Here is an 11,888-nt window from a genome sequence, read left to right as displayed (position 1 = left end):
CCGCCGGTATTTCACTCGCGGGTCCAGTACCTGTTACCGCTGACAACGACGCAGTCGTCCTGTGGCCCGCAGGTCCGGTAGGAGGGAGACCCCGTGTGCCGGCGCCGTAGCGACCGGAGCACGTCGGCTTTCACCCACGCGAAGCCGACCACGATGACGGCGAAGCCGGTCACAGTCACTGGGCCCAGCGTCTCACCGAGCAGGAGCCAGCCGCTGACGGCCGTCACTGCCGGGACCACGTAGGATACCAGACTGGTTTCGGCGGCCCCGACCGTGCTGACCAGGCGGAAGTAGAGGAGAAAGCCGATCGCGCTGGCGACGATGCCGAGATACGCGACGGCCGCGACCTGTTCGAGGCCGACCGAGACGGCCCCGAGTCGCTCCGACGGCAACCCCGCGCTGACGGCGTGCAGGATGCCCGCACCGAGCAGCGTCATCCAGGTCTGGATGCTCACGAGCGAGAGCGAACTGGTGTAGCGTTCGGTCAGGACCGCACCGACGGCGAAGGCCACAGCCGAACTGATGAGCAGGGCGACGCCGAGCAGTCGGCCGCCGGCCGCTCCCGGTGTGGGGTTTGCGATGATAACCACACCGATGAACCCACAGACGGTGCCGATAATCTCGTGGGGTCGAGCCCTGTAGCTCGGCAGCAGCGTCGATGCGAACGCCGGCGTCATCACCGGCGTGAGACTGAGCAGGATTGCGCCGAAGGAACTCGGGACGTACTGCTGTCCGAGAAACAGCAGCGCGAAGTGTGCGCCGATGAGGACTGTGCCGCCGATGAGAATCAGTGACCAGTCGTCACGGGTCTGTGGGCGCAGTGCCCGGCCCTTCCAGAGGGCATAGCCAAGCAGGACGACTGCAGCGATATCGTGTCGGACTGCTGCCAGCAGCACCGGCGGAACGCTTTCGAGACCAGTCTTGATAGCCACAAAGGAGAGGCCCCAGATGAGTGCGAGCGCAGTAAACAGCAAGCCGATATGTCGTGTCGAGCGTGTCATTCCAGTAGAGAACAACCATATGTGCTGGAGGAGTATGAAGCTTCTATCGCCACTGTGACGCACACACACGACCTCTATCGCCACATCCCCCGTTCAGCAATCGGGGCAAACAGTGTGTGTCCGCAGTGCTATCGAAGCCACTTGTGCCGAGACGTGTCGTTTTGCTGGCGTACTCAGTACGAAGTTCGTATTCGACCGGCGAACGCTCTCTCAGTCCGCTGTCGAAAACGACAGATGTGGGGATGCTACGTCGGCACACCCCAGTCGATAACTCGGCTCAGGTCGATATCGTGTCGAAATGCCAGCCCGGGTCGGTCCCGGTCTCGTCGATGTACTCGGACCGGCACGCCGGACAGCAGTCAGGGACAGCAGTTTCCGACCGTGGCACGTACACCGCGCCGTCACACTCCTCACAGGCATCCGAGACGACTGTCACGCAGTCGGCACAGAGGTTGAAATCGTCGACTGTGAGGTCTCGCAGGGGTTCGAGTTGTTTGTCCAAGATGTACTCGTCGATAGCCGCCTGACAGTTTTGGCACAGTTGCATGTCGATCCAACTTGACCCATGGTACCGTAACACAAATAGTTGCTGCCCAGTTATCGAACGTGAGTGTATCGACTGACAGCTATCGGATGACCGAGGCGACTGCCACGGACGAATCCCGGTGAGGGCTACGGCGCACGGAACACGCGAATGGTGTCCCGCGACGTGGGTTCGCGGATGAGCTGTGCGAACCCGAGTTCTGAGAACACCTGCTTCCAGTTGCGGTGATACAGCGGGAAGTCGTCGTCGACGTAGCTCACCTCGGCGTTCGCTCGGCCGCGCTCGGGGCTATTCCCCTCGTTTTCCGCAACCACCAGTAAGTCGCCGGCGATGCGGGCGACCTCCTCGAACACCCACGCGTCGTCCGGGTGAATATGCTGGAGCGTCTCGACCGAGTAGACGACATCGAACGCGTCGTCCTCGAACTCGGTCACGATGTCCTCCAGCGCGCCGGTGCGGAACGTCCCCGACTCCGCGAGCCGGGGGTAGTGCTCGGCCATCACGTCGAAGGACTCGTCGTTGATGTCGATACCAGTGAGGTTCCCGTATCCGTTGTCCTGTAGATGTGCCAGATGGCGGCCCGAGCCACACCCGAGTTCGAGGATTCGGGCGTCGTCGCGGACGTAGTGGTCGAGTACGTTGACCAGCGTCTCGCTCACCTCGTTCGGCCCGAGTTCGGCGTAGTACGCCGGCGAGAACTTCCCGGAGCGGGAGGCCCAGTCGTCTCGAACGTCATCCGGGTCCATACGCTGGGTACAGCGTTGCGGAATAAATGTACCACGAAGTGCGTGTCGAGCGGGGGATAGGAGCAGTCGCGACGTCGGCGGTCGGCAGAAGTCCCAGGCAGGAGTAGCCTTACGACTCGTGTCGGAGCAGTCGCTCGGCCCGCGTTTCCAGCTCCGTCTCGTCGATTTCGCCCGTCGCGTACTGCTGTTTGAGCGCCTCCACCGAATCGGGCTCGGCGGTCGCTTTGCGCTGTCGCCGCAGGTACCACAGGACCCCTATCGCCACGGCAGCGGCGATGACTGCTGCGAGGAGAAGCCACCAGCCACCCGGGGCCGTGCCCATGCCCATTGTCCCTCCGTGGGGTCCCATCGGTCCGTGCTGGAGTAGCGCAGTTGTCGGCGGTAGCATCTTGGACACCTCTCGGTTGTGAGTACGGGTCTCGGGGTATAATCACGTTCGCTGGTTCTCAGAGAGTGAAAACGTGCGACCGCCAAGCGACAGCGGCTACTGCGGTCAGGGGCGCGAGCGGTGTTCGGTCGTGACTCTCCATGCCGGTCACCCGACACGGAACTCCCGTCCGCTCCAGTCGTCGATTCGAAGCTCGTAGGGTGTCGTCGTCGACGTATCGTCCCAGCTGACCGGGTTGGGAGCGAACTGCGTGTTGCTGGTCAGAGAGGCAAGGGCCGGCTCTACCGCACCGTATGTCGTCTCGACCAGCTCACCAGTAACCACGACGCTTCGCCATACAGTCTCGGGTTCGGTCTCCTCGTACACGGTGAACGCGACGTTGGCGTCCGCCGTCAGACACCGGTGTTTCTGGCTATCCTCACTCTCTGAGAGGTGAACCGCCAGGCTGTCGGTCGCCGGGTCGTACCCGAACGCGACCGGGATCGGATACGGGGTCGCCCCCGTCGGACTGGACAGTGCCAGAACGCCGATTCCGTTCTCGGTAAGGACCTCGACGACCGTCGTGTCACTTAATTCTCGCATCCCGAATGCAGTGATTACCGGGACGCACTTGTGAGGCGGACCGCGTTTTCACTCGATGGGAACGTCAGAGTCGCTTTTCAAATACGGGTGGACAGATAGGGTATGGGCACGGACTCGACGGGGGAGTTCGCCGAGTGGGACGAGGAACGGTACAGCACCAACATCGAACGGTTCGATGAGCAACACAAGCGTCTGTTCGGGCTTCTGAACGACCTCCACACGGCGATGAACGAGGGCCATTCCGAGGAGGAGGTCGGTGACATTCTCCGGGAGCTCGAACGCTACACGGAGTATCACTTCGGTGACGAAGAGGAGTTCATGCAGAACTGTGGGTACGCCATGGACTGCAGCGACTGTTTCTACAACCACCGTGAGATGCACGAGGCGTTCGCCACGAAAGTGCGGGAGCTCCGCGAGAAACACGAGAACGGGGAGTACGTCACGATGGAGGTCCTGACAGTCGCCCGCGACTGGCTCGACGCGCACATCGCCGCCGGCGACGAGGACCAGAACTACGCTGACTACTTCCAGACGGAAGTCAGCGACGACTACGAGTACGAGCCAGGGCAGCTCTATCAGGACCGGACGGCGTCGGACGACCCCGTTCCAGTAGACCGCCAGAGCGAAGACGCCGGCGTGCGCCTCGACAGCGAGGTCTACGACGGGGGCTCGCTTCCGGTCCCAGAGGGGTCAGTAGCGGCCTGGTTCGACGATATCGTTGCAGAACACGGGGACCGGACCGCGGCACTGGTTCGGGATGACGGCGAGTTCGTCGAGCGCAGTTTCGAGGAGATGGCCGAGCGGGCGAAGGCAGTCGCGGGCGGTCTCCTCTCGACGGAACTGCGACCCGGGGACCGACTGGCCATCAGAGCACAGTCCCAGTACGAGTGGTCCGTGCTCGACCTGGCCTGTCACTTCGCCGGGCTCGTGCCGGTTGCGCTCTATCCGTCTGCCAGCGACGACCGGGCCGCCGAGGTTATCGAACGGACCGGCGCGACCGGCCTCATGGCAGAAGGCGAGGTGGCTGGGGGCCTCGAAATGGCCGTCGATACGGTGCTCGACTTCGAGGCGCTACCGACCGATGAGGCAAGGGTGTTACCCGGCCTCCAGACGGACGGCGACGAGGTTGCGACGGTCGCGTTCGACGTGGCCGCCCCCACAGAGCAGGCCGGCTGTGCGCTGACACACCGGAACCTCCTGGCGGCGGCAGAGAGTCTCCGCGAGGAGCTTCCCGCCGGGCCCGGGGCGACCGGGACGTGTTCGCTCCCGCTGGCACACATCTATCAGCGCGTCTCGACGTACTATCTCTGGGCGACCGGGAGCGCCGTCGCCTACCTCGGAGCCGAGGCGTTTGTCGACCAGCTCGCGACCGTCGAGCCCGACGTGCTCGTCGGCGTTCCGAAGATGTACCAGCAGCTCTACGGGAGGATACAGGACCGTCTCGGCGACATGGGCTGGATGAAACGGAAGGTCGGCGGTCGAGTTGCGTCCTACGGGCAGGGTATCGTCGAGGGGCACGGAACGCCGCTGAAATACAGAGCCGCCGAGCGGCTCGTGTACAGGCCGCTCCGGCGAGAAGCGGGGTTATCCAACCTCACCTACGCCCTCTGTGGGACGGGCCAGCTAGACGACCATCTGCTGTACTTCTTCAGGGGGTTAGGCGTCCCAGTGTGCGAACTGTTCGGGTCAGTCGGGACAACTGGCGTCGGCGCACTGAACCCGGCGGATTCCTACGCCGAGGGGAGTATCGGCGACCCGATGGTGGGCGTCGAACTCGCTGTGGCTGCAAACAGGGAACTACTGGTCCGCGGCCCGACTGTCCTGGGCGGGTTCCTAGACGACCGGACGGGCGCACAGACGCTCCGGGACGACTGGTACCACACCGGCAAAACAGCCGAAGTGAGGGCGGACGACAAACTTTCTCTCGGCGAGTGAGGGCTGCCGGGCGAGCGGGCACGAGCCCCGCGTTTCAGCCACCAGAACGGCCCCATAGGTCGAACCGGGTCAGACGAGCCGAGACCCAAGTGCGACAAGCGGGACGAGAACGAGTAGATACGCAGCCGCCGATATCGCCCAGTCACGTCGGATGTCCGCCATCCGGACCGACGCCAGGCGGGACCGCGGAAGAACCACGAAGACGAAGAAGCCGACCATCAGCGTGTACAGGACAACAGCAGCGAGCACTGTCGCGAGTATCGACTGCCCGCCCACGAGCCCCTCACTGGTGAGAAGCAGCCAGACGAACAGCGGGCCAGTCAGCCACCCAGCGATGTAATGGACCACGTTCGCCAGCCGACCCGGTGCGTGTTGGGGAGCGCTATCAGTCAACACACCGGCGGCGACGAACGGCGCTGTTTCGCCTTCTGGAAGCCTGGCCATCACAAGGTCCATCGCAACCGTCGCGACGACACCGGCGGCCACGCCGATAACAAACCGGAGAGACACGGTAAGCGTCGTGACGAGAGGTACCGACTCCATGTGTCACTGGCAGGACGGGGCTGTCTTCCGTCTGACGATTCAGGCCGACGGCCATACCGATTTGTTGGGTGTGAAAGCACGTGTTGCCGTACCCCGTAAGCAGTACATGCGCACACAGGACGCGGGACACAGGGCCGCAGGGGTCGCCGCTATCGCCGACCGCGATTACCGGCGCGCTGGCGACGAGTACACGCGAGCGGGATGGCGTGTTCTTTCGGACCCGCGGGAGGGTATCGACCCCTTCGACGCCGACGAGAAGGGCTGGGTCGGCGACGGGCTCCAGTACCTGGCGACGAGTGCGGTCTGTTACCGCGTCGCCGGCGAGGATACGCGGGCCACCCGCCGCGGCGTGGAGGGCGTCGCCGTGGCCAAGGATCTGACCAACGGGCTCGACCACCCGGTCCAGCACGCCTGTCTCGAGGAGTTCGTCGCGGATTTCCGGACCGTCGCAGGACTCGACGGCGCCGCGGCGGCCTACCGGGAGGCAGAGGCGGCCTACGAAGCCGCTGGCAGTGCTGTCGAGGACCCGCAGGTGTGGGGGACGACGCCGCTTTTCGAGGCCGCTGCGACGCTCCTCCAGCAGGTCGCCCGTGGCCCCGCCGACGGCGAAATCGCCATCCCCTGGGAGGACCTCCACGGGACGGACCCCGACGACCCCGGCAGGTTCCTCGCACAGCGGGCCGTCGTCAAACGCCAGCGGTTCCCCGGCCTCGTTCGGCAAGCGGTCGGCGACGCGTTCCTCGCTGCCCCCCGCGGGACGACGGAGTACGACACCGACCACCACCGCTGCCCGCACTGTGATTCGACAGACGTGAACTGGGTCGCAGAGAGTGTGCTGTGCCTTCGGTGTTCCCGTCCTACGGCAGAGACGAACTGATACACACCATCTGTCTGCATATTTGGGTGGTTTCTCGAGTTTTTGAGAGTGTATTCCGGAGATATACATCAAAAATCGTCTATTCAAATTTTCTGTGAATGTTTCTATCTAGATATGGTGCCAGGTGGTTCTATCTTGGCGAATGCGCATCTGCTCCGGGCGAGATTCTCGGGAAAGGACAAAGATAGACATCTGTGCGGCCCTGCTGTGTCAGTCACGTCGTCGGTTCGGTCGACTCGGATACAGAGGTCGAGTCAGTGCGCGAGTCGAGCAGCAGTCGCCGGTTGACGATGTGGTCGACGACGGTTGTGCTGTCGAGAATCTCGGTCTCACCGTCGCCAGTAGCTGGTTCGGTTGCGTACCGCCGTATCTTGAACGAATCCATCGCGTTTCGGTTCTCCGAGACTGGTTCGATGACTTCGAGGTACTCGTCGGTGGCGGTGTTGCGGTAGGTTTCCCCGCTCGCGAAACCGACGACGGGTACGTCCGCGGGCCACGCCCACGAGAACTCCCGCAGGTACTGGTCGAACTGCCAGGCGAGGTACTCCGGATCGAGATCGTCCGCCAGTGCCCCCACAGCGGCCGAGTCGAGTGTCCGGTCCCAGTAGTCGACGACACAGTCCTTGAGGTCGTCCTGGAGACAGTCATCGACCAGTTTCTGCTCTATCGGGTAGCCGATTTCGATGGCAACGATCGCGTGTCGGTCGAGATGGGTGAGACAGCGCTGGCACTCGATCTCGAACACGGACAGACCGAGTGGGTTATCGGCGGTCAGATGCGCCAGTTCGTTCCCGCAGCTGGGACACCAGAGAAACAGCACTCCGTTGTCAGCACCGGACAGTTCGCCGAGAACGGTCAGGTCATCGAACGGCGTGTCCGGACCGTTCGTCTGGGATTCGGTTGTCGACGCCGGAACGGTCTCGGCGGCGTCGTCCGCGTATTTCGCCAGCTTTCGGTCTTTGAGCAGCGACTTGATGACGGAGTCATGCGAGGAGTGAGACTCCGCGTCACGTATCTCCTCTATCTGTTCTTTCGTCCAATCTCGCACGCGAATCGTTGCCATTTGTCACACCTACAAACCAGGCGACAAAAATGTTTTCCTTGTTTCATGAATATTCGCCTCTCTGCCCGCAGCGCACCTCGCGTGGGGAGTCAATGGCTGGCGGCTGAGATACGGCGCTTGATCTCGTCGTTCGAGACGCGTATCTGGTTGGCGGCCAGCCGATGGGTGACGAGGTCGAGGAGGTCCAGCTCCGACAGCAGTCGCCGGGCGTGGGTCTGGCTCAGTCCGAGACGCTGAGTCGCCTCGTGCAGAGAGGTGGACTGGGTAACTGTCCGTGCGAGTTCAGCGACAGTCAGGTCCTGGGAGATACCGAGTCCGTCCGCGACCAGGTTGTCGTCGCTGTCCTGGGAGTCCGCCTCAGCGAGCAGTTCAGCGACTGATCTGGCTCCCAATCCGTCCGGCTCTTCGGGCTGCCCGTCGTCGCCCGCCCGGTCGTCAGAAGGGTCCGGTTCAGCCGGGGGCGTCGCGTCGGTGTCGGCCTCGGAATCCGCCTGCACGTCCGAGAGGGTGAGTCCGCCTGCCTGTGGCGTCGTGTCGGTCGGGTCGTGGATGTCGTACTCGACCATATACCGGCGGACGGTTTCGGAGGTCACGTCGGCGTCGAGCGCCTCGGTCATTTCCGGGAACGTATCGCACGCGTCGTAGGCCGCCCGGAGTGCCTCTGGGTCCTTGTACGCCGGCACGGAATCCGACTCCGAGAGGGTCTGGACCAGTTCGTCGGACGCGTCCTCCTGGTCTTCCGACGGAACCGGGATGTCAGTCCCGACCGGCACGGTAACCGTCACGTCGAGCTCGATCCGTTTGTCGGTCAGATCGAACTCATCGGCGTCGACGGATACGTCATCGTGTAGCGATACCCCACCGAAGACAGGCGTCGCAAGCGTCAGGTCGGCACTGATTTCGTCGTTGTCCGCAGTCGTCTGACCCCGAATGGAGACCGTTTTGACCTCGGTATCGGACGATTCCACGCATTCGAGCACCTGCGTGAACGTCTCAAAGGCGTCACTAACTACCATATGTCACTCACACACACAGTGGCACTATTACATACTGGAACAGGAAATATTTGCGACACTACACAGTGACGACGGATTCGTTCGCTCAACCCCCCAACGGTGGAAATACTGTGTATACAGAATGTGCACACTGACGGTAAAATAGGAATATTGACCATTAATTTACACCCTTAGAGGGTTATTCGAGACACGCATAGACACGAGCTCTCACAGCTCAACGGTGAGAAGTGATTTACACACTAAGGGTGTATACTTTTTGACTGTCCTCGCCACTGCCAGCGGAGTGAGAACACACCCGTCCGGTGCTGCCTACAGCCGCTCCCAGAGTTCGGCGCTCGCGTCGCCGACGGCGGCCATGTCCGCATCCTCGACTCCGGTGACGCCGGACTGGCGGTCGTAGACGGCCTCACCGCTGACAATCGTCCGGGTCACGTCCGCGCGGCTCGCAGCGCTGACGACGTAATACGGGGCGCTCCCTGTCAGCACCGGGTTCGGACCCAGATCCAGCGTGACGAAATCACCCTGTTTGCCGACCTCGATACTGCCGACAGCGTCGTCCATCCCCAGCACCGCTGCGCTGCCGATCGTCGCCCACTCGAGGGCAGTTGCCATGTCGAATCCGCTCGGATTGTGTTGTTTCAGTTTGTGAATGCCGACGGCCGAGCGCATGGTCTCGAACATGTCAGGGTCCCACCCGTCGTCTCCGAGTCCGATCGTCATCTCGTTGGCCTGCATGGTTTCGACGTCGGCGATACCGACGGCGTTGTTGATGTTGGAGTAGGGGTTGTGAGCCACTCGGACGTCGTTTTCCGCGAGGGTTTCGATTTCGGACTCCGTCGAATGAACGCAGTGGGCCGCGATTACCTCGGCGTCGAAAAAGCCCATGTCTTCGAGCGCTGGCACCGGTCGTTTGCCGTAGTCGGCGATGGATTCGTGAACGTCGACCAGTCCCTCTTCGAGGTGTATCTGTATCGGTCGACCGTCGTCGACAGCACGGTCGACACACTCCTCGACGATATCTTCGGTGTTTGTAAACAGCGTGTGGAGGCAGTAGTGGCCCGACACGGTGTCGTACCGGTCTTCTGTTTCGTCGATGAACCGCTGATTCTCCGCGATGCCGTCTCTGGCCTGGGCTTCGGAGTTCCGGGCTGTCGTTTCGAAGGTAATCATCCCGCGAATCGGCGTCTGTGCGACGCCTTCGGCGACGGCATCGAGACCGCCCGGCAGCGTGTTCGGCCCGGAGTAGTTGTCACAGAACGTGGTGACGCCGCTCTGAAGCATCTCGGCACAGGACCCCAGTGCGGACAGGCGAGCGTCGCGCTCGGTGAACGCTTCGTCGACGTTCCACCAGATGTTGACGAGTGCTTCATAGAAGCTCTCGGGTGAGGCAGCGAGTGGCGCACCGCGAATCGGGAGGGCGTACATGTGAGTGTGGCAATTCACCAGTCCCGGGATGACGACCTCGTCAGTGGCATCGATCACGTCAGCGCCCGATGCGTAGCCGTCGTCGATAGCGACGATTTCACCCTCCTCGACGACGACGTGTGCCTCCGACCGGACCGTACGGTCATCGTCCATCGTGACGAGCGTCCCTGCGTTCAGTATCACAGGTTGGGGGATACCGGCAGCCGACTAAAAGCTATCCGCCCCAGAGCGGCCTTAGCAGCCACCATTTCACAACTGGCGTGTGCGCCGGATGTGGCGTCTCACACACCAACTGTTTTCGTCTCTCGCCCGGGCCCTACAGGCATGACAGAAATTCACATCAGAGACGCACGGGTGGTGACGGCTCGCGGCGTCACGGACGGCGAGATTGTAATCACTGACGGAAGGATAGACGCCGCCGGTCCGGCGCCGTCGGTATCCGCTCCCAGTGACCCGGATACCGTCATCGACGCAGACGGGATGGTCGCGCTCCCGGGCGCTATCGACGTACACACCCACATGCACGACGACGAGCTGTTTCCGGACGGGATCGACTTCGCGACCCAGACCGCGAGCGCGGTCGCCGGCGGCGTGACGACGGTCATCGAGTTACCGACTCAGACCCCCGTCACGACACCAGCGGCAGTGCGGAGGAAAGCAGAGACGTGTGCGGACCTCGCACACGTCGATTTCGGCCTCGTTGCGGGGAACGTTCAGGAGCCCGACATCGACGTGACCGGCATCATGAGCGCCGGAACGGCGGATTTCAAGACGTTCACCGCCGACCCGTACCTGGCGAGTGACGAAGCCATCGCTGGCCTCATGCGTCGCGTCGGCGATGCCGGGGGCACAGTTCGCGTTCACTGCGAGACACAGGGGCTGCTCGACGACGCGCGGTCGACTATCGACGGCGACGAGCCCGACGTGTACATGGACTCACGGCCGCTCGAAGCCGAACTGGACGCGATTTCCCGGGCGGGCTACTTCGCGGAGTACGCCGACTGCCCGCTGCACGTCGTCCACATCTCGAGTGGGAGCGGTGCACGCGAGGCCGACCGCTTCAAATCGCGGGCGAACGTCCCGGTCACGCTCGAAACCTGTCCGCAGTATCTGGCCTTCTCGAAGGATGACGTTGCCGAAAAGGGACCGTTCCTCAAGGTCAATCCCAGCTTGAAATCCGACGCCGAGCGAGAGCGGCTCTGGGACGCAGTCCGGGACGGGACGATCGACCTCGTCGGCACGGACCACTTTCCGACTTACCGCGAGACACGAGCGGCCGGCTGGGAAGATATCTGGGAGCCCTACGCCGGCCTCCCGGGGGTCGAGACGATGGTCGAGTTCCTCGTCAGCGAGGGCGTCCACGAGGGACGGATTTCGTGGCCGCGCCTCCGCGAACTCGCGTGTGCGGCCCCGGCCCGGAACGCCGGCATCTACCCGCAGAAGGGGTCGCTGCGGGTCGGAACGGACGCGGACCTGATGCTCGTGCGAGCCGAGGAGTACGAGGTGACCGCCGAGGACCACACGTTCGTCGGTGGCTGGACGCCGTACGAGGGGCGGCGCTGGAGCGCGCGCGTGGACACGGTCATCGCCGGCGGTGCGGTCGTCGCGGAAGACCACGCAGTCCGGTCAACGGCCGGTCGCGGGCAGTTCTTGAACCGGCCGCTGTAGCAGGTGCGGCGGTGCCCGCTGCTAATTTGAGAGCGGTCCCGCAAATAGATGTGTGGGGTGTGGCGCCCGTGTGTGGCGTTTGGCGGCCACGACAGAGGCG

12 protein-coding genes are annotated in these 11,888 nt (G+C 63.1%); 3 read left to right on the top strand and 9 right to left on the bottom strand.

The annotated features are described in order from the left end of the window. Positions 1-11: 11 nt before the first annotated feature. From KZ498_RS13330 to KZ498_RS13310, 5 genes are all read right to left on the bottom strand, one after another. Positions 12-1,001, bottom strand: a complete 990-nt coding sequence (locus tag KZ498_RS13330) for a DMT family transporter (RefSeq protein WP_312619422.1) — start codon at positions 999-1,001, stop codon at positions 12-14. 277 nt (positions 1,002-1,278) lie between these two features. Then, positions 1,279-1,548 (bottom strand): hypothetical protein, encoded by a 270-nt coding sequence (locus tag KZ498_RS13325; RefSeq protein ID WP_312619420.1) that lies wholly within the window; start codon positions 1,546-1,548, stop codon positions 1,279-1,281. Between the two features lie 125 nt (positions 1,549-1,673). Beyond that, positions 1,674-2,291, bottom strand: a complete 618-nt coding sequence (locus tag KZ498_RS13320; RefSeq protein WP_312619419.1) for a class I SAM-dependent methyltransferase — start codon at positions 2,289-2,291, stop codon at positions 1,674-1,676. 109 nt (positions 2,292-2,400) lie between these two features. Then, positions 2,401-2,613: a DUF4381 family protein gene (locus KZ498_RS13315; protein WP_312619418.1), complete on the bottom strand. Its 213-nt coding sequence runs from the start codon at positions 2,611-2,613 to the stop codon at positions 2,401-2,403. Positions 2,614-2,826: 213 nt separating this feature from the next. Next, positions 2,827-3,261 (bottom strand): pyridoxamine 5'-phosphate oxidase family protein, encoded by a 435-nt coding sequence (locus tag KZ498_RS13310; protein WP_312619417.1) that lies wholly within the window; start codon positions 3,259-3,261, stop codon positions 2,827-2,829. A 102-nt stretch (positions 3,262-3,363) separates the two neighbouring features. Between KZ498_RS13310 and KZ498_RS13305 the strand changes: the two genes are divergently transcribed. Beyond that, entirely contained in the window at positions 3,364-5,196 is a 1,833-nt protein-coding gene (locus tag KZ498_RS13305; protein WP_312619415.1) for a bacteriohemerythrin, read from the top strand. A gap of 69 nt (positions 5,197-5,265) precedes the next feature. On the opposite strand, the gene KZ498_RS13300 is transcribed toward KZ498_RS13305, so the two are convergent. Continuing rightward, positions 5,266-5,739, bottom strand: coding sequence for a hypothetical protein (locus tag KZ498_RS13300; RefSeq protein WP_312619414.1), 474 nt, complete (start codon positions 5,737-5,739; stop codon positions 5,266-5,268). A gap of 106 nt (positions 5,740-5,845) precedes the next feature. Between KZ498_RS13300 and KZ498_RS13295 the strand changes: the two genes are divergently transcribed. Next, positions 5,846-6,616 (top strand): hypothetical protein, encoded by a 771-nt coding sequence (locus KZ498_RS13295; protein WP_312619412.1) that lies wholly within the window; start codon positions 5,846-5,848, stop codon positions 6,614-6,616. Between the two features lie 214 nt (positions 6,617-6,830). On the opposite strand, the gene KZ498_RS13290 is transcribed toward KZ498_RS13295, so the two are convergent. The 3 genes from KZ498_RS13290 to KZ498_RS13280 form a co-directional block, all read right to left on the bottom strand. Continuing rightward, positions 6,831-7,679, bottom strand: coding sequence for a hypothetical protein (locus KZ498_RS13290; protein ID WP_312619411.1), 849 nt, complete (start codon positions 7,677-7,679; stop codon positions 6,831-6,833). Positions 7,680-7,768: 89 nt separating this feature from the next. Next, a complete protein-coding gene (locus tag KZ498_RS13285; protein ID WP_312619410.1) occupies positions 7,769-8,695 on the bottom strand; it encodes a hypothetical protein in 927 nt (308 codons plus the stop codon). Positions 8,696-9,004: 309 nt separating this feature from the next. After that, positions 9,005-10,303, bottom strand: a complete 1,299-nt coding sequence (locus KZ498_RS13280) for an amidohydrolase family protein (RefSeq protein ID WP_312619409.1) — start codon at positions 10,301-10,303, stop codon at positions 9,005-9,007. Between the two features lie 141 nt (positions 10,304-10,444). On the opposite strand from KZ498_RS13280, the gene KZ498_RS13275 reads away from it, so the two are divergent. Continuing rightward, positions 10,445-11,788: an amidohydrolase family protein gene (locus KZ498_RS13275; protein WP_312619408.1), complete on the top strand. Its 1,344-nt coding sequence runs from the start codon at positions 10,445-10,447 to the stop codon at positions 11,786-11,788. The last annotated feature ends 100 nt before the right edge of the window (positions 11,789-11,888 follow it).

It is taken from the genome of Haloarcula sp. 1CSR25-25 (assembly GCF_032027985.1).
Classification (GTDB): domain Archaea; phylum Halobacteriota; class Halobacteria; order Halobacteriales; family Haloarculaceae; genus Haloarcula.
The sequence above is the reverse complement of the archived record's forward strand: the minus strand, read 5'-3'. Positions and strand labels throughout refer to the sequence as shown.